The 25,637-nt window shown below is 43.5% G+C and carries 23 protein-coding genes and 1 other annotated feature; of the genes, 20 read left to right on the top strand and 3 right to left on the bottom strand.

All coding sequences use genetic code 11. From position 1 onward, the window contains the following. Nucleotides 1-15: 15 nt before the first annotated feature. The 6 genes from deoC (at nucleotide 16) to RYK49_RS07350 (ending at nucleotide 5,901) form a co-directional block, all read left to right on the top strand. Nucleotides 16-678, top strand: a complete 663-nt coding sequence (gene deoC, locus RYK49_RS07375; protein WP_314830441.1) for a deoxyribose-phosphate aldolase — start codon at nucleotides 16-18, stop codon at nucleotides 676-678. Further along, complete coding sequence (locus RYK49_RS07370; RefSeq protein WP_314830442.1) at nucleotides 665-1,054, top strand: cytidine deaminase; 390 nt, start codon at nucleotides 665-667, stop codon at nucleotides 1,052-1,054. Before deoC ends, RYK49_RS07370 begins: the two co-directional genes overlap by 14 nt. Before the next feature lie 71 nt (nucleotides 1,055-1,125). Beyond that, entirely contained in the window at nucleotides 1,126-2,181 is a 1,056-nt protein-coding gene (locus RYK49_RS07365) for a BMP family protein (RefSeq protein ID WP_314830443.1), read from the top strand. Nucleotides 2,182-2,320: 139 nt separating this feature from the next. Beyond that, a complete protein-coding gene (locus RYK49_RS07360; RefSeq protein ID WP_314830444.1) occupies nucleotides 2,321-3,856 on the top strand; it encodes an ABC transporter ATP-binding protein in 1,536 nt (511 codons plus the stop codon). Beyond that, nucleotides 3,849-4,943, top strand: a complete 1,095-nt coding sequence (locus RYK49_RS07355) for an ABC transporter permease (protein ID WP_314830445.1) — start codon at nucleotides 3,849-3,851, stop codon at nucleotides 4,941-4,943. Before RYK49_RS07360 ends, RYK49_RS07355 begins: the two co-directional genes overlap by 8 nt. Nucleotide 4,944: 1 nt before the next feature. Then, nucleotides 4,945-5,901, top strand: a complete 957-nt coding sequence (locus RYK49_RS07350) for an ABC transporter permease (RefSeq protein ID WP_314366236.1) — start codon at nucleotides 4,945-4,947, stop codon at nucleotides 5,899-5,901. 102 nt (nucleotides 5,902-6,003) lie between these two features. On the opposite strand, the gene RYK49_RS07345 is transcribed toward RYK49_RS07350, so the two are convergent. After that, entirely contained in the window at nucleotides 6,004-6,969 is a 966-nt protein-coding gene (locus RYK49_RS07345; RefSeq protein ID WP_314830446.1) for a polysaccharide deacetylase family protein, read from the bottom strand. A 141-nt stretch (nucleotides 6,970-7,110) separates the two neighbouring features. Here RYK49_RS07345 and RYK49_RS07340 point away from each other — a divergent pair, with 141 nt between their 5' ends. The 8 genes from RYK49_RS07340 to RYK49_RS07305 all read left to right on the top strand — a co-directional run bounded on the left by RYK49_RS07340 (nucleotide 7,111) and on the right by RYK49_RS07305 (nucleotide 15,287). After that, nucleotides 7,111-8,397 carry a homoserine dehydrogenase gene (locus RYK49_RS07340; RefSeq protein ID WP_314830447.1) on the top strand — a complete coding sequence of 429 codons (1,287 nt, stop codon included), beginning with the start codon at nucleotides 7,111-7,113 and terminating at the stop codon, nucleotides 8,395-8,397. Between the two features lies 1 nt (nucleotide 8,398). Beyond that, nucleotides 8,399-9,265, top strand: coding sequence for a homoserine kinase (thrB, locus tag RYK49_RS07335; RefSeq protein WP_314830448.1), 867 nt, complete (start codon nucleotides 8,399-8,401; stop codon nucleotides 9,263-9,265). Between the two features lie 135 nt (nucleotides 9,266-9,400). After that, nucleotides 9,401-10,312, top strand: a complete 912-nt coding sequence (locus RYK49_RS07330) for a hypothetical protein (protein ID WP_314830449.1) — start codon at nucleotides 9,401-9,403, stop codon at nucleotides 10,310-10,312. A 107-nt stretch (nucleotides 10,313-10,419) separates the two neighbouring features. Then, nucleotides 10,420-11,325 carry a UDP-N-acetylmuramate dehydrogenase gene (gene murB / locus RYK49_RS07325; protein WP_314830450.1) on the top strand — a complete coding sequence of 302 codons (906 nt, stop codon included), beginning with the start codon at nucleotides 10,420-10,422 and terminating at the stop codon, nucleotides 11,323-11,325. Between the two features lie 180 nt (nucleotides 11,326-11,505). Further along, on the top strand, nucleotides 11,506-12,663 hold the full coding sequence (locus tag RYK49_RS07320) for an ABC transporter ATP-binding protein (protein WP_002906676.1): 1,158 nt from the start codon (nucleotides 11,506-11,508) through the stop codon (nucleotides 12,661-12,663). Further along, nucleotides 12,644-13,450, top strand: a complete 807-nt coding sequence (locus RYK49_RS07315) for an ABC transporter permease (RefSeq protein ID WP_223320329.1) — start codon at nucleotides 12,644-12,646, stop codon at nucleotides 13,448-13,450. Before RYK49_RS07320 ends, RYK49_RS07315 begins: the two co-directional genes overlap by 20 nt. Further along, nucleotides 13,447-14,220 carry an ABC transporter permease gene (locus RYK49_RS07310; RefSeq protein WP_314830451.1) on the top strand — a complete coding sequence of 258 codons (774 nt, stop codon included), beginning with the start codon at nucleotides 13,447-13,449 and terminating at the stop codon, nucleotides 14,218-14,220. The genes RYK49_RS07315 and RYK49_RS07310 overlap by 4 nt, the downstream gene beginning before the upstream one ends. Beyond that, complete coding sequence (locus RYK49_RS07305) at nucleotides 14,217-15,287, top strand: ABC transporter substrate-binding protein (RefSeq protein ID WP_314830452.1); 1,071 nt, start codon at nucleotides 14,217-14,219, stop codon at nucleotides 15,285-15,287. The genes RYK49_RS07310 and RYK49_RS07305 overlap by 4 nt, the downstream gene beginning before the upstream one ends. A 71-nt stretch (nucleotides 15,288-15,358) precedes the next feature. Here RYK49_RS07305 and RYK49_RS07300 read toward each other — a convergent pair whose 3' ends face one another. Then, nucleotides 15,359-15,775, bottom strand: coding sequence for a DUF6556 family protein (locus RYK49_RS07300; RefSeq protein WP_314830453.1), 417 nt, complete (start codon nucleotides 15,773-15,775; stop codon nucleotides 15,359-15,361). A gap of 199 nt (nucleotides 15,776-15,974) precedes the next feature. Next, nucleotides 15,975-18,581: a pyruvate, phosphate dikinase gene (ppdK, locus tag RYK49_RS07295; RefSeq protein ID WP_314865359.1), complete on the bottom strand. Its 2,607-nt coding sequence runs from the start codon at nucleotides 18,579-18,581 to the stop codon at nucleotides 15,975-15,977. 245 nt (nucleotides 18,582-18,826) lie between these two features. On the opposite strand from ppdK, the gene RYK49_RS07290 reads away from it, so the two are divergent. From RYK49_RS07290 to RYK49_RS07265, 6 genes are all read left to right on the top strand, one after another. Then, a complete protein-coding gene (locus RYK49_RS07290; RefSeq protein WP_002906671.1) occupies nucleotides 18,827-19,456 on the top strand; it encodes a CBS domain-containing protein in 630 nt (209 codons plus the stop codon). A 5-nt stretch (nucleotides 19,457-19,461) separates the two neighbouring features. Continuing rightward, nucleotides 19,462-20,280: a pyruvate, water dikinase regulatory protein gene (locus tag RYK49_RS07285; protein ID WP_002930294.1), complete on the top strand. Its 819-nt coding sequence runs from the start codon at nucleotides 19,462-19,464 to the stop codon at nucleotides 20,278-20,280. Nucleotides 20,281-20,321: 41 nt separating this feature from the next. Continuing rightward, on the top strand, nucleotides 20,322-22,232 hold the full coding sequence (locus RYK49_RS07280; protein WP_314830455.1) for a fructose-1,6-bisphosphatase: 1,911 nt from the start codon (nucleotides 20,322-20,324) through the stop codon (nucleotides 22,230-22,232). Nucleotides 22,233-22,332: 100 nt separating this feature from the next. Further along, nucleotides 22,333-23,475 (top strand): cysteine desulfurase family protein, encoded by a 1,143-nt coding sequence (locus RYK49_RS07275; RefSeq protein WP_314830456.1) that lies wholly within the window; start codon nucleotides 22,333-22,335, stop codon nucleotides 23,473-23,475. Nucleotides 23,476-23,478: 3 nt separating this feature from the next. Further along, nucleotides 23,479-24,693, top strand: coding sequence for a tRNA uracil 4-sulfurtransferase ThiI (gene thiI, locus RYK49_RS07270; RefSeq protein WP_314830457.1), 1,215 nt, complete (start codon nucleotides 23,479-23,481; stop codon nucleotides 24,691-24,693). Nucleotides 24,694-24,714: 21 nt separating this feature from the next. Continuing rightward, nucleotides 24,715-25,236: an isoprenylcysteine carboxylmethyltransferase family protein gene (locus tag RYK49_RS07265; protein WP_314830458.1), complete on the top strand. Its 522-nt coding sequence runs from the start codon at nucleotides 24,715-24,717 to the stop codon at nucleotides 25,234-25,236. 171 nt (nucleotides 25,237-25,407) lie between these two features. After that, nucleotides 25,408-25,587: a sequence feature (ribosomal protein L21 leader region), on the top strand. Nucleotides 25,588-25,637 lie beyond the last annotated feature (50 nt).

Here is a 25,637-nt window from a genome sequence, read left to right as displayed (position 1 = left end):
CTAGGAGAATCCAACATGAAGTTAAACAAATATATAGACCATACGCTTTTAAAACCTGAAGCGTCAGAAGAGCAGATTCTGAAGTTAATTGAAGAAGCAAAAGTTTATGATTTTGCCAGTATCTGTGTCAATCCAACCTGGATAGAGTTTGCTACGGAGCAGCTAAAAGGCTCAGATGTCAAGGTTTGTGTGCCAATTGGTTTTCCTTTAGGAGCCAACACTTCCGATGTTAAAGCTTTTGAAACGAAGGACGCAATCCAAAAGGGTGCGGGTGAAGTGGATATGGTCATCAATGTCGGTGCTCTGAAATCTAAAGATTATGATTTTGTAGAGCGAGACATCCGTGCGGTTGTAGAAGCTGCTAACGGTACCTTGGTCAAGGTAATTCTGGAAACTTGCCTGCTGACAGATGAGGAAAAGGTTAAGGCCTGCCAACTGGCTCAGAAAGCTGGAGCTGGTTTTGTTAAGACTTCTACGGGATTTTCAACTGGCGGTGCGACAGTCGCAGATGTTGCCCTTATGAGAAAAACAGTTGGTCCTGACATGGGCGTCAAGGCTTCTGGCGGTGCTCGTTCTTATGAAGATGCGCTGGCCTTTATTGAAGCAGGTGCGACTCGTATCGGAACTTCAGCCGGTGTGGCAATTATGAAGGGAGAAGAAGCTAGTGGCGACTACTGAGTTGATTGACATGGCTGTCCAAGCCAGCAAAAATGCTTATGTTCCCTATTCTCATTTCCCGATTGGGGCGGTTTTGGTCGCTAAAGACGGACGGGTATTTACCGGCGTTAACGTTGAAAATGCCAGTTTTGGCTTGACCAACTGCGGAGAGCGGACAGCTATATTTAAGGCAGTTTCAGAAGGAGCGTTAGACTTTGAGGAGCTGATTGTCTATGGTGAGACGGAAAAACCCATATCACCTTGCGGTGCCTGCCGCCAAGTAATGGCAGAATTTTTTGATGGGAATCTAAAAGTGACCTTGGTTGCTAAAGATAAATCGACGGTCGTGATGACGGTCAAGGAATTACTTCCATATTCTTTTACAGATTTAACATAAGTCTGTTATCGGTCATCTGACCAAACTCAAACTTGCAACTGTGTTGCACATCTTAATTAGGAGGTTCAGAAATGAACAAAAAACAATGGCTAGGTCTTGGTCTAGTAACTGTCGCAGCAATCGGACTTGCTGCATGTGGAAACCGTGCTTCTCGCTCAGATTCTTCAGATGCGAAAACTGACTTGAAAGCTGCTATCGTAACAGATACTGGCGGTGTTGATGATAAATCATTTAACCAGTCAGCTTGGGAAGGTTTGCAAGCTTGGGGTAAAGAAAACGGTCTTTCAAAAGACAATGGTTACACTTACTACCAATCTAATGATGAGTCTCAGTACGCAAACAACCTGAATCAAGCTGCTACAGATGGTTACAAGCTAGTATTTGGTATCGGATTTGCCCTTCGTGATGCGGTTGAATCTGCTGCCAAAGATAACACAGAAATCAATTATGTTATTATCGATGATGTTATCGAAGGACAAAAGAATGTTGCTTCAGCTGTCTTTGCTGATAATGAAGCTGCTTACCTTGCTGGTGTTGCTGCTGCAAAAACTACTAAGACAAAACAAGTTGGTTTCGTAGGTGGTATAGAAGGAACAGTTATCACACGTTTTGAAAAAGGTTTCGAAGCTGGTGTGAAATCAGTTGATCCATCTATCAAGATTCAAGTAGACTATGCTGGCTCATTCGGCGATGCTGCTAAAGGTAAGACAATTGCTGCTGCCCAATATGCTGCAGGTGCAGATGTGGTTTACCAAGTTGCTGGTGGAACTGGTGCCGGAGTATTTAACGAAGCTAAGTCAATTAACGAAACAAGAAATGAAGATGAAAAAGTTTGGGTACTCGGTGTTGACCGTGACCAAACTGAAGAAGGTAAATACAAGTCTAAGGATGGTAAAGAGTCTAACTTTGTTTTAGCATCAAGCTTGAAACAAGTTGGTAAGACTGTCCAAGACATCGCTAACCAAACTGCTAAAGGTAAATTCCCAGGCGGTAAAACTACAACCTTCGGTCTGAAAGACGGTGGAGTTGACTTGACAACTACAAACCTGTCGGAGGATGCTAAAAAGGCTGTTGAAGAAGCGAAAGCAAAAATTCTTGACGGCAGCATCACTGTTCCTGACAAATAAAACAATTTAAGAGCGATCCGACCGTGTAGGGTCGCTTCTTTTTGAAATTGAGACGCCTTTGTGTCAATAGAATTTATTAGCACTGGCTGTGCTAGTAAATTTTATTGAAATAAAATGAAATTCTGGAAAGGAAAGAGCCATGACACATGAAAATGTCATTGAAATGCGAGAAATTACCAAAATTTTTGGTGAATTTGTAGCCAATGATAAAATCAATTTGGAACTCAGAAAAGGTGAAATTCACGCTCTTTTGGGAGAAAATGGTGCCGGCAAGTCAACCTTGATGAATATGCTGGCTGGCCTGCTTGAGCCAACCAGCGGTGAGATTGTAGTGAATGGAAAGTCAGTTAAACTGGACTCTCCATCAAAGGCGGCCTCACTTGGTATTGGGATGGTGCACCAGCACTTTATGCTTGTTGAAGCATTTACTGTCGCTGAAAATATCATCCTTGGAAGTGAAATCACCAAAAATGGTGTGTTGGACTTGAAAGGCGCGACTAAAGAAATAAAGGAACTTTCTGAGAAATACGGCTTGGCAGTTGATCCATCTGCTAAGATTGAAGATATTTCTGTCGGTGCCCAGCAGCGGGTTGAGATTCTGAAAACTCTTTATCGTGGGGCGGACATTCTCATCTTTGACGAGCCGACAGCTGTTCTGACGCCAGCTGAGATCGATGAATTGATGAAAATCATGAAGAATCTCGTCAAAGAAGGAAAATCTATCATTCTCATCACTCACAAATTGGATGAGATTCGGGCAGTTTCTGACCGAGTAACGGTTATTCGTCGTGGAAAATCCATTGAAACAGTTGAAATCGCTGGTGCAACTAACCAAGATTTGGCTGAAATGATGGTGGGACGGGCTGTTTCCTTCAAGACTGTGAAAGAGCCAGCTAATCCTCAAGAAACTGTCTTGTCAATAAAAAATCTTGTTGTTGAAGAAAACCGTGGTGTTCCAGCTGTTAAGGGACTTTCTCTTGATGTCCGAGCTGGTGAGATTGTTGGTATTGCTGGTATTGATGGCAATGGTCAAACCGAGCTGATTCAGGCTATTACAGGACTCAGAAAAGCTAGCTCTGGCGAGATTACAATTAAGAACCAGTCTATTATTGGTAAGCAGCCGCGGCAGATAACTGAAATGAAAGTCAGCCACGTTCCTGAAGACCGCCACCGTGATGGTTTAGTCCTGGCAATGTCCATTTCTGAAAATATTGCTTTACAGACTTACTATAAAGAACCGCTCAGTAAAAATGGAATCCTGAATTACGGTAACATTTATTCTTACGCACGCAAGTTGATGGATGAATTTGATGTTCGGGCGGCTAGCGAATATGTACCTGCTTCAGCTCTTTCAGGAGGAAACCAGCAGAAAGCTATCATTGCTCGGGAAGTGGACCGTGATCCAGACCTTCTGATTGTCAGTCAGCCAACTCGCGGACTTGATGTGGGGGCTATTGAATACATTCATAAACGTTTGATTGAAGCGCGGACTCAAGGTAAGGCTGTCCTCGTTGTTAGCTTCGAGCTAGACGAAATCCTCAATGTTTCTGATAGAATCGCAGTTATCCACGATGGTAAGATTCAGGGGATTGTAACTCCAGAGGAAACTAATAAGCAAGAGCTTGGTATTCTCATGGCCGGTGGTAAGATTCAGAAGGGAGCTTCAAATGTCTAAAAAAACACAACAGATTGCGGTTCCTTTAATCTCAGTTCTTCTAGGGATTTTATTGGGAGCGGTTGTCATGGCCATCTTTGGTTATGATGCTATCTGGGGGTATGAATCCCTCTTTAAAACAGCTTTTGGTTCTTTGAGAAGTTTGGGTGAGATTTCTCGTGCGATGGGACCTCTGATTCTCATTGGTTTGGGCTTTGCTGTAGCTAGCCGTGCTGGATTCTTTAATGTTGGACTTCCTGGTCAAGCCTTAGCTGGCTGGATTTTGGCTGGTTGGTTTGCACTTTCCTTCCCTGATTTACCTCGACCTCTGATGTTATTGGCGACTGTAGTCATTGCAGCAGTGGCTGGTGGTATTGTTGGTGCTATTCCAGGAATTCTACGCGCTTATCTGGGAACGAGTGAAGTTATTGTAACCATTATGATGAACTATATTGTTCTTTTTGTTGGAAATGCACTTATTCATAGTTTCCCAGAATCTGTGATGCAGAGTGTTGACTCTAGTAAGCGTGTCAGTGCCAATGCGATTTATCAAACAGAGTGGTTGAGAAGTCTTACGTCTAACTCTCGGATGAATATCGGTATCTTCTTTGCCTTGATTGCAGTAGTGGTTATTTGGTATTTGCTTAAGAAAACAACACTTGGTTTTGAAATTCGTGCTGTAGGGCTTAATCCAAATGCATCTGAATATGCAGGGATGTCATCTAAGCGTACTATTATCATATCTATGATTATTTCAGGTGCTCTTGCAGGACTTGGAGGAGTAGTAGAAGGACTTGGAACTTATCAGAATGTCTTTGTTCAAGGAAGTTCCCTGAGTGTTGGTTTCAATGGTATGGCGGTAAGTCTTTTGGCAGCCAATTCTCCAATTGGAATTCTCTTTGCGGCCTTCCTCTTTGCAGTTCTGAGTGTTGGTGCTCCAGGTATGAACGTGGCTCAGATTCCAACAGAACTTGTAAACATCGTAACAGCTTCTATCATCTTCTTTGTCAGCGCCCACTATCTGATTGAGCGTATGACAGGTATGACAATCTTTGATTTCCTTAAAAATCGTCGGCAGGAAGCTAAAAAAGTGAAGGAGGGAAACTAGGATGAATATTGTAACGGTATTAGGTTTATTAGTATCATCTATGCTGATTTATGCGGCTCCCTTGATTTTCACAAGTATTGGTGGAGCCTATTCTGAGCATGCAGGTGTTGTTAATGTTGGCTTGGAAGGAATCATGGTTATGGGAGCTTTTACAGGCGTTCTCTTTAACCTGACTTTCGAGAAGAGCTTGGGTAGCGCGACTCCGTGGCTTTCATTGATTGCAGCTGGTTTGGTCGGAGTTGTCTTCTCTCTTATCCATGCTGTTGCGACCATTACCTTCCGTGCGGACCATGTTGTGAGTGGTACAGTGCTGAACTTGCTTGCGCCAGCCTTGGCAATTTTCCTTGTTAAAGCTATTTACAACAAGGGACAAACAGATAATATTCAGCGTTCATTCGGGAAGTTTAATTTCCCTGTCCTATCTGATATTCCAGTCTTGGGAGACATTTTCTTCAAGCATACAAGCTTGGTTGGTTATCTTGCCATTGCTTTCTCTTTCCTTGCTTGGTTTGTGATGTTTAAGACTAAATTTGGACTGCGTCTTCGCTCTGTCGGAGAGCATCCGCAGGCGGCGGATACCTTGGGGATCAATGTTTACCTCATGCGTTATTGCGGTGTCATGATCTCTGGTCTGCTCGGTGGTATTGGTGGAGCTATTTATGCTCAGTCAATCTCGGTTAACTTTGCTGTGACAACTATCGTAGGTCCAGGATTTATCGCCTTGGCAGCTATGATTTTTGGTAAATGGAGCCCTATTGGTGCCATGTTGGCGAGTCTCTTCTTTGGAGCTTCCCAAAGTTTGGCGGTTATCGGGAACCAGTTGCCTTTGCTTTCAAGTGTTCCAAAGGTTTATCTGCAGATTGCGCCTTACGTATTGACGATTGTAGTCCTTGCGGCATTCTTTGGTAAAGCTGTTGCTCCGAAAGCGGATGGTATCAACTATATCAAGTCTAAATAAACCTTTACACCAGTTCTTTGGAACTGGTGTTTTTTGTGATTTGAAGAAGATACAATCATAGGAATAGAAAAAGCCTACTTCAGGTGAAGCAAGCTTTTAAGATTAGTTTGTTGCGATTTCATTTAGCAGGTCTTCTGCAGTAGTGGTTGGGTTAACGCGAACTCGATTGAGTGTGAGCAAGCCATTGGATAGGGAAGCTAGTCCGTTATTGGTTGTCAGTCCCATCTTGTAGCCAAGTCTTTCAGTAATCTGCAAGGTTGCATCACTGTATCGTCCAGATGGATAGGCAACGGTGGTTGTGGTTTGAGACAGATTTTTATCTAAGTAAGACTTTGAGTCTTTTAACTCAATTTTTTGTTGGTCTTCTGTCGTTGCTGAGAGGTCGGGATGGTTGACGGTATGGTCTTCAAAGGACATGCCTTTGTCCTTCATTTCCTTTATCTCATCCAGTGTCAGCATATCTTCACGACCCGCTTCAACAAATCCAGTAATGACATTATTGGTTGCTTTCATGTCATATTTCTGGAGAAGTGGAAAGGCATTAGTATAGAAGTCCTTTAAACTATCATCGAAGGTCAGCCAGACGACTTTTTTGTTTTCTGGCAGGACGTTCTCCGTTAGGACCTTGTACGCTTCAGCTGGTGTCAGTGGGTAGTAGCCTGCGTCTTTTAAAGCTTTTAGATGACTTTCAAATGTGGCTGGATCCACAATCAAACCGGCGTTAGCTGCTTCTGATGGATCCATGACGTGAATGGCATGATACATCAAGATAGGAACTTGAACGGGCTTGTCTTGCTTGACCCATTTGACCTTGTCTTTACTGCTGTCATCCGAAGTCGTCTTTTTTTCCCGAGTTGGTGCTGACGAAGTTTTAGATGAAGTATTGACCTGGTTCGTTGACACGTTATTAGCTTCATTTTGGTTGTGCGAGTTTTGCAGTTTGGCTAGTAAAGAAAAGCCACCTACAATCAGGACAAGAAAAAGTAATAAACTCGTTAAAGAAAGCAAAATAGCTCTTTTTCTAGCTTTGCGTTGCTGCATGCGATTTCCTCTGTGTTTTCCTGTCATAGTATCTCCTTTTTTTAAAAAAATTACAATTCCTTACGGAAATTTACATCTATTATAACAAATAAAGAAGTAGTTTTGTAGGCATTTTTTTATAATTTTGTTATAATATTTTTTATACAAGAAATTTTCAAGGAGTGCTTCATGTCTATTAAAATAGCTTTACTTGGTTTTGGAACAGTGGCAAGCGGTGTGCCTTTTTTGCTGAAAGAAAACGGAGAAAAAATCGTTCAAGCGGCTCATTCAGAGATTGAGGTTGCTAAAGTCTTGGTCAAAGATGATGCCGAAAAAGATCGTCTTTTAGCAGCTGGAAATAACTTTAACTTTGTCACAAATGTTGAAGAAATTCTGAAGGATCCTGAGATTACTATCGTTGTAGAATTGATGGGACGAATCGAACCAGCGAAAACGTTCATCACTCGTGCTCTTGAAGCTGGCAAACATGTGGTAACGGCCAATAAGGATTTGCTGGCTGTACACGGAGCAGAGTTGCTGGAAATTGCTCAAAAGCAAAATGTGGCTCTCTACTATGAAGCAGCTGTTGCCGGCGGAATTCCGATCCTGCGTACCTTGGTTAATTCACTGGCTTCTGACAAAATTACCCGTATCTTGGGTGTTGTCAATGGAACCTCTAACTTTATGATGACCAAGATGGTGGAAGAGGGTTGGTCTTATGAAGACGCTCTTGCTGAAGCACAGCGTCTTGGTTTTGCTGAAAGCGACCCAACCAATGACGTAGATGGTATTGATGCGGCTTACAAGATGGTTATTCTTAGCCAGTTCGCCTTTGGTATGAATGTTAAATTTGAAGATGTGGGCCATCAGGGAATTCGAAATATCACACCAGAGGATGTGGCTGTTGCTCAAGATCTGGGCTATGTAGTCAAGCTGGTTGGTTCTATCGAAGAAACGGCATCGGGTATTGCAGCAGAAGTAGCTCCAACATTTCTGCCTAAAGCGCATCCTTTGGCTAGTGTCAATGGGGTGATGAATGCTGTCTTTGTTGAGTCCATCGGTATCGGAGAATCCATGTACTACGGACCAGGAGCAGGTCAAAAACCAACCGCAACTAGTGTTGTGGCAGATATTGTCCGTATCAGCCGCCGTTTGAATGAAGGAACAGTTGGCAAGGCCTTTAATGAATTCAGCCGTGAGCTTGTGCTAGCTAAGCCAGAAGATGTGAAGAGCAGCTATTACTTCTCTATCTTGGCACCTGATTCTAAAGGCCAAGTTCTGCATTTGGCTGAGATTTTCAATGCTGAGGATATTTCCTTTAAGCAGATTCTGCAGGAAGGTACAGATGGTGAGAAGGCTCGCGTGGTGATTATTACCCATGCTGTCAGCAAGACACAGCTGGAAAATGTCACTGTTAAGCTCAAAGAAGTTGCTGAGTTTGACTTGCTCAATACCTTCAAAGTATTAGGAGATTAAGATGAAAATTATTGTACCAGCGACCAGTGCCAATATCGGTCCTGGCTTTGACTCCGTTGGGGTAGCCCTCTCAAAATATCTGGAAATTGAAGTTTTGGAAGAAAGTCAGGAGTGGGTGATTGAACATGATCTCAATCCTCGAATTCCTAAGGACCGGCGTAATTTACTGATTAAGATTGCCCTGCAGTTGGCTCCAGATATTCAGCCGCGCCGTTTAAAAATGACCAGTGATATTCCATTGGCTCGTGGACTTGGGTCTTCTAGCTCGGTCATTGTAGCTGGGATTGAATTGGCCAACCAGCTGGCTCACCTTAATTTGTCGGATTATCAGAAGCTAAAAATCGCTACAAAGATTGAAGGCCATCCTGACAATGTTGCGCCGGCTATTTATGGTAATTTGGTCGTATCTAGCTCGTCCAGGAATCAGGTATCTGCTGTGGTAGCGGACTTTCCGGACGCAGACTTCATCGCCTATATCCCAGACTATGAGCTTCGGACGGTTGAGAGCCGCCAAGTCTTACCAAATCGGCTTTCTTATAAGGAAGCTGTTGCGGCTAGCTCCATTGCCAATGTTGCGATTGCAGCTCTTTTAAAAGGTGATATGAAAATCGCTGGTCGGGCTATCGAGTCAGATTTGTTCCACGAAAAATACCGTCAACCTTTGATTAAGGAATTTTCAGATATTAAGTTCTTGGCCAGAAAAAATGGCTCTTATGCAACCTATATCTCAGGAGCGGGGCCGACTGTTATGGTCTTATCGCCCAAGCACAAGACCGAAAAGATATACCAGCTTCTGCAAAAACAGAATTTCAAGGGGCAAATCTTCCGGCTTCAGGTAGACACAGAGGGCATCCGAGTAGAAAAATAAATCATCAAGAGGTTTTCAATGAACCTCTTTTTTCTTTTCTAGGAACGCGTACACAATAGAAGAAGTTGATATCCCTATCTTTTTATACCTAACTGTGCTATAATGGGGCTAGCTTAAAGGAGGATAATTCACTTTATGGATCATTTAGAATTACAGGCTCTAGCGACTGAGCTAGGCTTACAGTTTGATGAATTTTCGTCTCTTGTCTTCGGACAGATAGAAGGTTACACGCTCTATATTGAGCCCACAGAGCAAAGAAAGCAATATAGGATTTGTTTTTCTGTTAAGGCTGGCGATGCTTTTACTGCGCCAAATGCCTTTGATGATTTGATTAAAAACTCAGAGGTTCTAACCAGTAGCCAACTGAATCACTACAAGCTAGTACTTTATGCTAAGGCCAAGACCAATCAAGCTCTTGCACAAGCTGTTCAAGAAGCACTTGTCTTTTTCAAGGAAAGAGGCTTTGTAAATGTTTGTGAACAGAGTGGTGAGCCTGGGCAGATTGATGTCTATCAATTGGGAGGAAATATCCTGATTTTGTCACGACAAAGCTTTGAAAGTCTGAGTTCAGGTCTTTCGCTGGAAAATCAGATCTATGATAATCAAAAAGAAAGTATCGTTGGTGGTATTGTCGGTGCTTTTGTCGGAAGTCTCATTGGAGGAGCGGTGATCTTGTTGATTGCGCAGATGAACTATGTGGCTGTTGCTGGAGGGTTGGCCATGGGTTACTGTACTATCAAGGGGTATGAGTTACTGGGTAAAAAGCTATCTAAAGCAGGTATTGCTATTAGTATCGTGTTTATGGTCTTGGTGACTTTCTTAGTCAATCAGTTTGACTATGCTTTGTTACTTGTTCGAGAATATCCAGATGTGAATATATTTGATGCTTTTTCAGTTGTCAACGAATCAATTTTTAATGGAATCATCCCAGATAACTATTGGTTCAACTTGATCTTGCTCTATGTTTTCACTGGAGCTGGAGCTTTTGGCGCCATCAGGAATGCTCTTTCTTCTCAAACCCAACGTTTTGCTACTAGACAATTATAAGCATTAAAAAGCTGACCTTTCTCAGCTTTTTCTTTGTAATCTATCGTAAATGCCATAGATTTTTGATATAATAGAGTGTATTTTGTTTACATAAAAGAGAGAAAAGCATGCAAAAACTAGAGAAATTAAAAACCGAATTAGAAGGAATCGACATTCGCTTCAATGAGCCTTTGAGTCAATACACCTATACAAAGGTCGGGGGCGCAGCCGATTTCTTAGTTTTCCCCCGCAATCGTTATGAGCTGGCTCGCATTGTTAATTTTGCCAATCAAGAAGACATTCCTTGGATGGTGCTGGGAAATGCCAGTAATATCATTGTGAGAGACGGTGGTATCCGAGGTTTTGTCATTATGTTTGACAAGCTCAACAATGTAACGGTAGATGGCTATATGATTGAGGCAGAATCTGGAGCTAATCTGATTCAGACAACCCATATCGCCCTGCAGAATAGTCTGACTGGCTTTGAGTTTGCCTGCGGCATTCCTGGCAGCGTCGGCGGAGCTGTCTTTATGAACGCTGGGGCTTATGGCGGAGAGATTGCTCATGTCTTGGTATCTTGTAAGGTACTGACTCCTCAGGGGCAAGTCAAAACGCTGGACGTTCGTGATATGAAGTTTGGTTATCGTCACTCACTAGTTCAGGAAACAGGCGATATTGTTATTTCTGCTAAGTTTGCTCTTTCGCCTGGTGTTCACAGAACTATTCGTCAGGAAATGGAGCGCTTAACCCATCTGCGGGAGCTCAAGCAGCCTTTGGAATATCCGTCCTGCGGCTCTGTTTTCAAGCGTCCTTTGGGTCACTTTGCTGGTCAGCTCATTAGTGAAGCAGGCCTTAAGGGGCATCGTATCGGTGGTGTAGAGGTATCTGAGAAACATGCCGGTTTTATGATTAACGTCGATAAAGGAACGGCCCAAGATTATGAAAATCTTATTGCTCATGTGATTGAAAGGGTGCGAGAAAATTCAGGTATTACTCTGGAGCGCGAAGTCCGCATCATTGGTGAATCTCTGTAAGACAGATTGGTTTTCAATAGAAGTATGCTGGATAAGGAACTGCAGCTAGCTGCAACTTAGTAAGGGGGTGAAAGCCTATCGACACGGAATTTATAAAGGGCCTTTACAGCCCTCACGAGGTAGCAGCGGTCTGACAGAACCCTTAATCTGTTAATACGAGAAAGAAGGAATTTATGACAATTGAAAAAACCAATCATCGAGTTTAAAAACGTTTCAAAAGTTTTTGAAGATAATAATACTGTCGTTCTGAAAGATATTAATTTCGAGCTGGAAGAAGGAAAGTTCTATACTTTGCTAGGGTCTTCTGGTTCTGGAAAATCAACGATTCTGAACATTATTGCCGGTCTTTTGGACGCGACAGACGGGGATATTTTTCTTGATGGCGTCCGCATCAATGATATTCCCACCAATAAAAGAGACGTTCACACGGTTTTTCAGTCCTATGCGCTATTTCCGCATATGAATGTTTTTGAAAATGTTGCCTTTCCGCTGCGTTTGCGCAAGGTTGATAAAAAAGAAATTCAAGAGCGGGTTGCTGAGGTACTGAAAATGGTTCAGCTGGAAGGCTTTGAGCGCCGTTCTATTCGCAAACTGTCGGGCGGTCAGCGTCAGCGTGTAGCCATCGCGCGGGCAATCATTAATCAGCCGCGGGTTGTCTTGCTGGATGAGCCGCTTTCTGCTCTGGATTTGAAGCTGCGCACGGACATGCAGTATGAGCTGCGGGAATTGCAGCAGCGTCTGGGCATTACCTTTGTCTTTGTCACGCACGACCAAGAGGAAGCCCTGGCTATGAGCGACTGGATTTTCGTTATGAATGATGGCGAGATTGTTCAGTCAGGAACACCTGTCGATATTTATGACGAGCCCATCAACCACTTTGTAGCAACCTTCATTGGCGAGTCCAATATTCTGCCAGGCAAGATGATTGAAGACTATCTGGTTGAGTTTAACGGCAAGCGCTTTGAAGCAGTGGATGGTGGGATGCGTCCAAATGAAGCTGTTGAAGTGGTGATTCGGCCGGAGGATTTGCGGATTACTCTGCCAGAAGAAGGCAAGCTACAGGTTAAAGTTGACACTCAGCTTTTCCGTGGCGTTCACTATGAGATTATTGCTTATGATGAATTGGGCAATGAATGGATGATTCACTCGACTCGCAAGGCCATTGTTGGTGAAGAAATTGGTCTGCATTTCGAGCCAGAGGACATCCATATCATGCGTCTCAATGAAACAGAAGAAGAATTCGATGCCCGTATCGAAGAATATGTTGAAGTAGAAGAGCAAGAAGCAGGTCTAATCAATGCCATTGAGGAGGAACGCGATGAAGAAAACAACCTCTAATCTTTTTCTCTTGCCCTACCTGCTCTGGATTTTCCTCTTTGTACTGGCACCTGTTGTCATGATTATCTGGAAATCCTTCTTTAACATTGAAGGGCAGTTTACGCTGGAAAATTACCAGACCTACTTTACATCGCAGAACTGGACCTATCTCAAAATGAGTCTGAATTCGGTCCTTTATGCAGGGATTATTACTGTTGTAACCCTGCTGATTTCCTATCCCACTGCATTCTTTTTGACTCAGCTCAAGCACAAGCAGCTCTGGCTGATGCTGATTGTTCTGCCGACCTGGATCAATCTCCTGCTCAAAGCTTATGCTTTCATTGGTATTTTTGGTCAGAATGGCTCAATAAATCAATTTCTGACTTTTATCGGAGTCGGACCGCAGCAGATTCTCTTTACGGACTTTTCATTTATCTTTGTAGCCAGCTACATTGAGCTGCCTTTTATGATTCTGCCCATTTTCAACGTTCTGGATGATTTGGATCCTAATCTTATCAATGCCAGCTATGACTTGGGAGCCAATCGCTGGGAGACTTTCCGTCGGGTTATTTTCCCTTTGTCCTTGAATGGTGTCAGAAGTGGAGTGCAGTCTGTCTTTATCCCTAGTCTCAGTCTCTTCATGCTGACACGCTTAATCGGTGGTAATCGAGTGATTACTCTGGGAACTGCTATTGAGCAGCACTTCCTGACTACTCAAAACTGGGGTATGGGCTCTACTATCGGAGTGGTGCTGATTGTTGCTATGCTCTTTACCATGTGGGCAACCAAGGAAAGGAGAGGGCGATGAAAAAAATTGCAAATCTCTATCTGGCCTTTGTCTTTTTGGCCCTCTACATTCCCATCTTTTACCTGATTGCTTATGCCTTTAATGCTGGGGAAGACATGAATCGTTTTACAGGATTCAGTCTCAGCCACTTTCAGAATCTCTTTGAGGATTCACGGCTGATTCTGATTTTGGTTCAGACTTTCTTTCTGGCTTTCCTGTCTTCATTGATTGCGACGCTGATTGGGACTTTTGGAGCCATCTATATCTATCAAGCTCGCAAGAAATATCAGGATGCCTTTCTGTCTATCAACAATATCCTCATGGTGGCACCGGATGTCATGATTGGGGCAAGTTTTCTGATTCTCTTTACCACTGCAAAATTCCAGCTGGGCTTCCTGTCTGTACTGGCTAGCCATGTGGCCTTTTCCATTCCGATTGTGGTGCTGATGATTCTTCCGCGTCTGAAGGAAATGAATGATGATATGATTAAGGCTGCTTATGACCTAGGCGCTAGCCAATTGCAAATGCTAAAGGAAATCATGCTGCCTTATCTGACTCCAGCCATTATCGCTGGCTATTTCATGGCTTTTACCTATTCGCTAGATGATTTTGCTGTGACCTTCTTCGTTACAGGCAATGGTTTCTCTACTCTGTCTGTTGAGATTTACTCTCGCGCTCGTCAGGGGATTTCTCTGGAAATCAATGCCCTATCAGCCTTGGTCTTTCTCTTCAGCATTGCTTTGGTAATTGGGTATTACTTTATCACCCGTGAGAAGGAGGAGACCGTATGAGAAAGCTCTATTCATTTTTAGCGGGGATTCTGCTGATTATCTTAGTCTTGTGGGGTGTTAGTTACCAGATCGAAAGTCGGACGCAGAGCAAGGAGAGCGATAAGCTAGTCATTTACAACTGGGGTGACTATATCGATCCTGAGCTGCTGACTGAGTTTACTAAGGAAACTGGTGTCCAAATCCAGTATGATACATTTGACTCTAATGAAGCCATGTATACGAAAGTGAAGCAAGGCGGCACAACCTACGACATTGCCATTCCTAGTGAATATATGATTGCCAAGATGATGAAGGAAGGCTTGGTGGAAAAGCTAGATCATAGCCAGATTAAAGGTTTGGAAAATATCGGATCTGACTTTTTAGACCAGCCTTTCGATCCTGGAAATCAGTACTCGATTCCTTATTTTTGGGGAACGCTTGGCATTGTCTACAATGAAAAAATGGTTGATAAAGCTCCAGAGCATTGGAATGATCTCTGGCGACCTGAATACAAAAACTCCATCATGATGATTGATGGAGCCCGCGAAGTCATGGGACTTGGTCTGAACTCAGACGGTCATAGTCTTAACTCCAAAGATGCAGATCAGCTGCAGGAGGCTGTTGATAAGCTCTACACTCTGACGCCAAATATCAAGGCCATTGTGGCTGATGAGATGAAAGGTTATATGATTCAGAACAATGCAGCTATCGGCGTGACCTTTTCTGGCGAGGCTCGGCAGATGCTGGAGGCCAATGAAGACCTGCGCTATGTCGTGCCTACAGAGGCCAGCAATCTTTGGTTTGACAATATTGTCATTCCCAAAACCGTCAAAAATAAAAAAGCAGCCTATCAGTTTATTAACTTTATGCTGAGACCGGAGAATGCTTATAAAAATGCCCTTTATGTCGGCTATTCGACACCAAATCTTCCTGCCAAGGCCATGTTGCCTAAGGAAATTCAGGAAGATGAGGCCTTTTATCCGACTGAGGAAACGATGAAACATCTGGAAGTTTATGAGCAGTTGGGCCCTAAATGGCTGGGGACTTACAACGACCTCTATCTTCAAGTCAAGATGTATCGGAAATGATAGATAAACAAGGTTACTTGATGAATACAAGAAAAACGCCTGGCTCAATGAGCTGGGCGTTTTCTGCTTGCTTAGTTTGAAGTTTCTGTCTGAGTGTTGGTTGCAGTATCAGCCGTAGAGCTAGAAGCGGTAGTGTCACCTGCTGCTGTATCTGCAGTAGAGCTAGATGCACTAGTCTCAACCGCTGCTCCATCGCTGCTGGAAGCAGCGGTATCAGTTGCAGCCGTTGAAGCAGGGCTGCTTGTTTCTTTTTCGATTTCCTTGATAATAGTAGTCGTTGCAGTAGAGCTACTGGTATCAGTTTTTGATTTTTCATCCTTATGGCCAGTCAGATTCATGATCGTGATGCTGGCAATGATGATAGACAAGATACTGGCAACCGTTGCAATAGTCTTTTGGAAGGCTGAAAGTCCAGTTTTAATATGCTGTTTAGTAGGTTTTTTAGATGATTTTGTCTTATTTTTATTGCTACGAGAATAGTTTTCCATGCTTGAAAGAATCTCCTTTTAAAATTTCAATGATTTCTTATCTCTCATTATACGTTTTTTATCTGAAAATGTCTTAAAAAAATCAAATTTTTATTTATGAAAACGTACACAGAAGATTGCTGTTAAGAAAAGAAACTGCTCAAATTTGGATTGAGCAGCTTCTTGAGCTAGAATAGCAAAGTAATCATGACTTCTTATCTTAGAGTGCCGCTTGAGCGACAGCCAGTCTTGCTGCTGGAACCCGATAAGGAGAGCAGGAAACATAGGTGACACCAATTTCCTGGAAGAAGGGGATGGAAGCCGGATCGCCACCGACCTCACCGCAGATGCCGATAGGAAGTTCAGGTTTGACTTGACGCCCTTTGCTGATAGCGATCCGCATCAATTCACCAACACCGGCTTGGTCGATACTTTGGAAAGGATCAAAAGGAAGGATTTCTTTCTCCTTATAATGGCCGATGAATTTTCCAATATCGTCCCGTGAGAAGCCGTAGGTCATCTGGGTCAGGTCGTTAGTACCAAAGCTGAAGAAGTCTGCTTCCTGAGCCAGCTGGTCTGCAACCAGACAAGCACGCGGAAGTTCAATCATGGTGCCAATTTCATAAGGGAAAGGCTCCAGACCTTGATACCGAAAGAGCTTAGTGATATGTTGGATGAGAAAGGCTTTGACAGAGTCCAGCTCAGCCTTGTCCGCAATCAGCGGAATCATGATTTCTGGCCTAACGGTTAATCCTTCTTGACTCAGTTTGATAGCACTCTTAAAGACGGCTTCGACCTGCATCTTATAAATCTCTGGTTGCGTAATCCCCAGACGGCAGCCGCGGTGGCCTAGCATTGGATTGCTTTCTTGCAGCTGTTCAATGCGGCGAGTCAGCTTTTCTGGTGATTTGTGCAGTTTGTCAGCCAAAGCCTTGATTTCCTGTGAATCTTTAGGTAGAAATTCATGCATTGGTGGATCCAAAAGACGGATAATCATAGGTTTGTCCTGAACTGCTTGGAACATTTGATAAAAGTCTTTTTCTTGGAACTCTAGCAGTTTTTTGAGGGCGGATCTGGTTTCCAATTCGTTGTCGGCTAGAATCAGACGCCGCATTTCCAGAATCCGTTCCTGACCAAAGAACATGTGTTCGGTACGAGCCAGACCAATGCCCCTTGCCCCAAACTTAATAGCTGTTTTCAAATCCTGAACGGTCTCTGCATTGGCACGGACTTTGAGCTTAGCGACTTCATCCGCCCAAGAAAGCAGGCGTTGGAGTTCTTGGTCATTTTCAACTAGGACGGTTGGAATCTCTCCGCTATAAATGCGCCCCGAGCTGCCATCAACTGAAATGACATCACCTTCAGTCAAGACAAGGCTTCCGCAGGAAACTGTCTTGCTTTCCTCGCTGATGGTCAGCTCTCCACAGCCAGCCACACAGCAGGTTCCCATTCCCCGGGCTACGACAGCTGCGTGAGAGGTCATACCGCCCTGACTGGTTATGATGGCTTGGCTGACAACCATGCCCTCAATGTCTTCAGGTGATGTTTCCTGACGGACTAAAATAACCTTTTTACCCAAGGAGTGGTAGTCTTTGGCACGCTCAGCTGTAAAGACAATCTCGCCAGTTGCTGCACCAGGGCTTGCTGGCAGTCCTTGAGCCAAGAAAGGAGCATCTTGCAGAGCTTTTTCTTCAAATACAGGATGGATGAGCTGGCTAATCGAAGCAGGAGATACGCGCTGGAGAGCTTCTTTTTTGCTGATAATGCCCTCGTCTACCAGATCTAAAGCGATTTTCAAAGATGCTTTGGCGGTCCGTTTACCGTTTCTAGTTTGGAGGATATAGAGTTTACCCTTTTCAATAGTAAATTCTATATCTTGCATGTCCTTGTAGTGGTTTTCGAGAATCTTAGCATAGTCTTGGAAAGCTGCATAGGCCTGAGGGAGAGCTGTCTCAAGTGCAGCGATAGGCTCAGGGGTTCGAATGCCAGCTACGACATCCTCTCCTTGTGCATTGAGCAAAAATTCGCCAAATAGCTGATGCTCACCGCTGGCAGGGTTTCTCGTGAAGACAACTCCTGTCCCACTGGCTTGGTCGCTATTGCCAAAGACCATGGCTTGGACATTAACCGCCGTTCCCAAATCATGAGGAATATCATTCAAGTTGCGGTAAACCTTAGCTCTAGGGTTATTCCAAGACTTGAAGACTGCCTTGATAGCAGCATAGAGCTGTTCTTTCGAGCTTTGGGGGAAGGTTTGATGATGCTCACGATAAAGCTGCTTATATTGCTCAATTAATGCCTGATGTTCTTCCAGTGTGAAATCCTTGGCCTGTTTCCCAGCATTCTTTTCAAAATAGCCCAAGAGGTCATCGAACTCATCCTTGGAAATACCATAAACCACATCAGCAAACATTTGCAGCAGACGGCGGTAGCAGTTGTAGGCAAAGTCGGCATTGGTCTGCTCAGCCAGAGTCTGGGTTCTTAAATCGTTTAGACCTAGATTGAGAATAGTGTCCATCATGCCCGGCATGGAAAACTTGGCTCCGCTTCGAACAGACACTAAGAGCAGGGCCGAGTCGTTGCCACTGAAATATTTACCAGTTTTCTCTTCTAAACTAGTAACCGCTTTCAAAACATCTTCTTTTAAAGAAGATTCAAAGAAATAAGGACTTTCTAAATATTCGATACAGCTTTCTGTAGTAATAGTAAAACCTGGAGGGACAGGCAGTCCCAAATTGGTCATTTCAGCTAGGTTGGCTCCTTTTCCGCCAAGCAGGGCTTTGTCATCTGCACATCCTTCCTCGAAGGAGTAAATCCATTTCGCCATATTTACCTCCAAAATTATGAAATATGTGTCATATTGTAGGACAACTACATTGTAATATACATCACATATATTTGTCAACCGAAAAAAGCATCCTGTTTTATTGACAATTTTTCTTTTTTTGTTATAATGTGTTACAAAATGATGATTATTTAAACGTCTGAAAATGAAATATGAGTAATAATTCCTAAATTTTAAGCGAATTCAGGCTAATCATCTATTATAAAGAACGAAGGAGTCAGACCTATTTGAAATTAAGCGAACGGCAAAAGAAAATTGTAGAAATTGTAAAAGAACACCAGCCACTCAGCGGTGAGAAAATCTCTGAATTACTAGATATTTCTCGGGCGACCTTGCGCTCGGACCTGTCTTTTCTGACCTTGGTTGGGATTTTGAAGGCTACGCCTAAAGTTGGTTACACGTACTCGGGCTCAGATTTAGAGACGCTTTTCTTTTTCGATACCTTTCGAAAGGAAGTGGCAGAGATTATGACTTCGCCTGTTTTGGTATCTCATGATTCTTTTATTCAAGATGCCATTATTACCTTATTTATGTATGATGCGGATGTTCTCTATGTCATTGATGAGCATAAGCTGCTCTTGGGGATTTTGTCGCGTAAGGACTTGCTGCGTGCCTCACTCAATACCAATATTGACAGCACTCCTGTAGCAGTCTGCATGACTCGAATGCCCCATATCAAAACTTGCTACAAGGATATGAATATTTTGGAAGCTGCAGCAGTTTTGCAGGATTTTGCGATTGATTCGCTGCCGGTAGTGGATAAGAATAATGAGCGTAAAATCTTAGGAACTGTGACCAAGTCAGCACTGCTGGATTATATTATTCAAGAGGCCAGAAGCGCTGAGGTTAATAGATAAGAGGAATGAACATGAAGAAAGAAATTATTGTTTACAGCATTTCAGATTCTTTGGGGGGGACTTCGCAAAAGTTGCTGTCTGCAGTGACAGCCCAGTACCCAGATATTATTTTTAATAACAGCTATCGTTTTCCATTTATCAACAAGGAAGAGGAATTGCTGGATATTCTGCGTGATGCCATCAAGGACGATGCCCTTGTGATTAGTACTCTGGTTGATGGCAAGCTAGCAGCTGTAGCTAGAGAGTTCAGTCAGGCCAATGGCCTTGCTTATCTGGATTTGATGCATCCATTTTTTGAGATTATCAAGGAAAAGACAGGCACCAGTCCTATAGAGGTGCCGGGTACCTTGCACCGGCTGGACACTGAGTATTTTAATAAAATCTCCGCTATTGAGTTTGCGGTCAAATACGACGATGGCAAGGCACCGCAAGGATTTTTAGATTCAGACTTGGTGCTCTTGGGCGTCTCCCGTACATCCAAAACACCCCTCAGTATTTATCTGGCTAATAAAGGATACAAGGTTTCTAACCTGCCTTTGATTCCAGAAGTACCTCTTCCTCAGGTCTTGGAAAAGGTTGATCCGGAGCGGATTATCGGCCTTTTATGTGAACCGGAAAAACTGTCTAAGATACGCAGTAATCGCTTGAATTCTCTGGGATTGACCCAGTCGACCAGCTACACAGATCTGGAAAAAATATACGAAGAACTAGACTACTCAAAAGAAGTCTTTAAAAAGTATAGGGCACATGTCATCAATATCACGGATAAATCAATCGAGGAGACAGCTTTCTTGATTGAAGATCATTTGAAGAAATTGAGATAAGAGAGAAGATTGAGAGAGCGGTTATAGAGTGAGGGCATAAGATGGAGCAATATAAGCGTATTTTATTGAAAGAATTTGATACTCGCCAGAAAGTCATTACAGAGCTGGCCAACCTAGAGGCAATTTTGAACCTGCCCAAAGGGACAGAACTGTATATCAGTGACATTCACGGGGAGTTTGCTGCTTTTGACTATATTTTGAGAAGCTGTGCAGGTATCCTCAATGAGAAGATCAATGACTGTTTTGGGGACAGCTTGTCAGAATCTCATAAGGATCGGCTGTCAGCGCTGGTTTCCTATCCTGAGCTTGTCTTGGGGGAAGAAACTAAAGGCCAAGACTGGTATCAGGAAACCATTCCCCAGCTCTTGAACTTGCTGGCTTTTGCAGGTGCAAAATACAGTCGGTCCAAGGTCAGAAAGGCCTTGCCGCCACAATATGCCTATATTATCGAGGAGTTGCTCTATAGTGACAGGGCTCTAGCTGATAAAAAATCCTATTTTGAGAATATCTTGACTTATGTGATTGAATTGCGGGAAGCCGTGCCTTTTATCCTAGGCTTGTCCCGAAGTATTCGGCAGTTGTTGATTGACCATCTGCATGTGGTTGGAGATATTTTTGACCGAGGAGCTGGCAGTGCTCAGGTCATGGATGAACTGCAGCATTTTCACTCGCTTGATATTCAGTGGGGCAATCACGACATTATCTGGATGGGAGCCTTTTTTGGCTCTAAGGCTTGCTTGCTCAATGTGCTGCGCATTGCAGCTCGCTATGGCTATCTCTGGGATATCGAGAAAGATTATGGTTTAAACCTGCGCTCCTTGACTCTTTTTGCGGACAAGACTTACCAGTCTAATCCTAAGTTTAGGCCTATTCTAGGCGGCAGAGAGCAGGAGTTTTCAGATGAGGAAATTCTGCAGCTGGAAAAGGTTCACCAAGCCTTAGCGATTATCCAGTTCAAGCTGGAAAATCAACTCATCAAACGGCGGCCTGAGTTCCAGATGCAGGACCATGTTATGCTGGACAAGATTGATTATTGGGAAGAAAGTGTTACGATTGACGCTACCAAGCATCCCCTGGTTAACACCTGCTTCCAAACTATCAATCCGGAAAATCCGTCAGCTTTGACACCAGAAGAAAATCAAGCTGTAGACAGTATGCTGGCCTCGTTCCAAAGTTCTCTTAAGATGGCAGAACATATGAGCCTTCTGATGAACAAGGGCTCTATGTATAAGATTTACAACCAGCACTTGCTTTTTCACGGCTGCATACCTTTGGAGCCGTCAGGAGAATTCCAGCCTTTCATTCTCAATCAAGCCCATTATGCTGGCAAGGAATTGCTGGATTTCTTTGAGTATCATATTCGGCAGTCGGCCAAGAACAAGGAAGTGGGCGATGATTTGTCGACTGACTTGATTTGGTATTGCTGGAAAGGTAAGTTATCGCCCCTGTTTGGCAAAGAAAAGATGACTACCTTGGAGCGCTATTTCATTGAAGATAAGGACACCCACAAGGAAGTGGAAAATTCTTATTTTTCTTATCGTAATTCTGAGAAAGTCTGTCAGTTGATTTTGGAAGAATTTGGCCTCTTTTCTCAAGAGTCTAGGATGGTCAACGGTCATACTCCGGTTAAGACGGGCAAGGGAGAGTCGCCTATCCGTGGTGGCGGTTTGCTCTTTGTCATTGATGGTGGCCTCTGCAAGGCCTATCAGAAGAAGACTGGAACGGCTGGCTATTCACTGCTCAATAATTCCTATGGCTTCCAACTGGTGACCCATCAGCCTTTCCAAAACGCTCAAAAAGTTGTAGAATCGCCTTTTGCCCAGACCTCCCTGAAAAAGGTGATTGAAAATGTAGAGGAACGAACCCTCATCAAATCTACTACCATTGGTCAGAGTTTGTTAGCTCAACAACAGGAACTCTTTAGCTTGCTGCATGAGTTTTATGACCGGTGATTTTTAGTCCTAAGTTCTAGCAGAATTTAGGGCCTTTTCTTTCTTGTTCCAGCTTCTCTTTCGTGTTACAATAGGAGTATTGAAATTTAGAGGAAAGAACATGATTTATTTAGATAATTCAGCGACAACCAAGCCTTATCCTGAGGCTTTGGCCGCTTACACAGAGGTAGCTTCTAAAATCTGGGGAAATCCATCTAGCCTGCATAGTTTGGGCAGTCAGGCGACCCGTCTCTTAGAAGCTTCTCGCCGGCAAATAGCAGAGCTTTTAGGCAAGTCTTCGTCGGATATTTTTTTTACGTCCGGAGGAACCGAAGGGGACAACTGGGTACTTAAGGGAGTTGCTTTTGAAAAGGTTCCTTTTGGCAAACACATCATCGTATCTAATATTGAGCATCCCGCGGTTAAAGAATCAGCCCTCTGGCTGCAGAGCCAAGGATTTGAAGTTGATTTTGCCCCAGTTGATAAGGCTGGTTTCGTTGAGGTAGGCAAGCTAGCGGAGCTGATTCGACCAGACACCACTCTAATCTCCATCATGGCTGTCAATAATGAAATCGGCAGTATTCAGCCCATTCAGAAAATATCTGAACTGCTAGCAGACAAGCCGACTATTTCCTTTCATGTGGACGCTGTGCAGGCAGTTACCAAGATTCCAACAACTGCTTATCTAACGGATCGCGTGGATTTTGCGACATTTTCCAGTCATAAATTTCACGGTGTCCGAGGCGTAGGATTTGTCTATATCAAGTCTGGCAAGAAAATCAGCCCGCTCTTGACTGGTGGCGGCCAGGAGTCGGACAAGCGCTCAACGACGGAGAATTTAGCTGGCATTGCAGCGACGGCCAAGGCTCTGCGCCTTTCCATGGAAAAGCAAGAAGTATTTACCCAGCAGACGGCTCAGATTAAGAAGATTCTCCTTGAAGAGTTGCAGAAGTATCCAGATGTGGTGATTTTCTCAGCTATGGAAGATTTCGCACCCCATATACTGACCTTTGGTATCAAGGGGGTGCGAGGTGAAGTCATCGTCCATGCATTTGAAGATTACGAAATCTATATCTCAACTACCAGCGCTTGCTCTTCTAAAGCTGGAAAGCCAGCGGGAACTCTAATCGCTATGGGCGTCGAAAAATCGCTCGCTCAGACTGCTGTCCGTATCAGTTTGGATGTTGACAATGACATGAGCCAGATGGAGCAATTTTTGACAACTTTTAAAATCATTTACGAAAAAACCAGAAAAGTTAGGTAAACAATGCATTATTCAGAAATTATGGTACGCTACGGTGAGCTCTCAACCAAGGGCAAGAACCGCATGCGCTTTATCAACAAACTCAAACGCAATATCCAAGCTGTTTTGTCAGTCTATCCGCAGGTCCATGTCAAGGCCGACCGTGACCGGACCCATGTCTATCTGCATGGAACGGACTATCAGCCGGTCGCTGAGTCGCTCAAGCAGATTTTTGGGATTCAGAATTTCTCACCATCTTATAGGGTTAAAAAGTCTGTACCAGCCTTGATTGAAGCTGTTCAAACTATCATGAAGCAAGTCTATCAGGAAGGCATGACCTTTAAGATTTCCAGCAAGCGCAGTGACCACAGCTTTGAATTGGATAGCCGCGAGCTTAATCAGACGCTTGGGGATGCAGTATTCAAGGCCATTCCACATGTTCAGGTTAAAATGAAAGCCCCTGATATTGAGTTGCGTGTCGAAATTCGTGAAGAAGCAGCCTATATCTCCTATGAGACGATTCGTGGTGCTGGGGGACTGCCAGTTGGCACTTCAGGAAAAGGTATGCTCATGCTGTCGGGTGGGATTGACTCACCGGTGGCGGGCTATCTGGCTCTTAAGCGCGGTGTGGATATTGAGGCGGTTCACTTTGCAAGTCCGCCTTACACCAGTCCAGGTGCGTTGAAAAAAGCTCAGGATCTGACTCGGAAATTAACCAAGTTTGGCGGCAACATCCAGTTTATCGAAGTGCCTTTTACTGAGATCCAAGAGGAAATCAAGGCCAAGGCTCCAGAAGCCTACCTGATGACACTGACTCGTCGCTTTATGATGCGTATTACGGACCGGATTCGAGAGGAGCGGGGTGCTCAAGTTATTATCAACGGAGAAAGTCTTGGTCAGGTGGCAAGTCAAACCATTGAGAGTATGCAGGTTATCAATGCTGTAACCAATACACCGGTTATACGTCCTGTCGTGACCATGGATAAGCTGGAAATTATTGAGATTGCAGAGAAAATTGATACTTTCCAAATCTCTATCCAGCCATTTGAAGACTGCTGTACCATTTTTGCTCCAGACCGGCCTAAAACTAATCCGAGAATCAAGAATGCTGAGAAGTACGAAACTTACCTAGATGTTAAAGGTCTGGTTGAGCGCGCTGTTGCAGGCATCATGATTACAGAAATCAGACCGCAAGCAGAGGCTGATGAAGTTGATGAGCTGATTGAGGGGCTCTTGTAAAAGCGAGAGAAGGTGACGTTTATGCTTGCTGTTTTTCTCTTAATTCCTTTTCTGCTGATTCGTTTTCCTTTATTGAGTCATTTCGGAAAAAACGCTTTGTCACGCGCAGCTTATTTTGCGCCGGTACAAGGAAAAGAAAAGATAGCTTATGTGATTTATCAATTGAGCAATCTAGCCTTGTTCATAACTTCTTTTTTGCTTGAAATTAAGTTTGATTTTTCTGTTTTCTTTTATGCTGGTATAGCTATTTACCTGCTTTGTTTGGCTTTGTGTGCTATCAGTATGAGGGATTTCGCTAGACCAGATGCAAACGGCATGAATACAAAGGGTCTTTATCGCTATTCCCGTAATCCCATGTATGTAGCTTACTTTGTTTGTTTTTTAGGAATAGCTTTTTTGACTAAGTCAATGATTTTCTGTCTTATTTTAGTCATGTTTCAGACTGCGGTCCACTGGATTATCCTCTCTGAGGAGCGCTGGTGTCTTGAAAAATTCGGAAAGTCTTACCAAGACAATCAAGATAGGGTGCGGCGTTATATTTAGAATTTTTTTGAACTAATAATTATTTAATAAAGCAGTTAGCGGATAACTGAGATTGTCTTTGTGCATTAGTGAACAAAATCTAAAGATAATCCTTGAAAATCCGTTTTCATGAGTTGAAAAAGCTTGCTAAAGAGCGGCAGAAGTGCTATACTTATAGAGTTGACTATGCACATTCCTGTGCAACCGCACGAACATCGTTGCTCGTCGTATAACAAATTTAAACTTCGTCATTGTCGCCTTGCCTAACATAAGTTATGCCTTCGGCTCAATTCCTAGTTTATTCTTTGTTATGCTTAGAGCTCTTCTTTTAAGTGGTTCGTCCCACGATGCTAGGCGAGTCTTCACAAAAATACGGGGAAACCCAAAAATACATAGGAGGTGCATAATGAGCACATACGCAA

The sequence above is a fragment of the uncultured Streptococcus sp. genome (genome assembly GCF_963525625.1).
Classification (GTDB): domain Bacteria; phylum Bacillota; class Bacilli; order Lactobacillales; family Streptococcaceae; genus Streptococcus.
The sequence above is the reverse complement of the archived record's forward strand: the minus strand, read 5'-3'. Positions and strand labels throughout refer to the sequence as shown.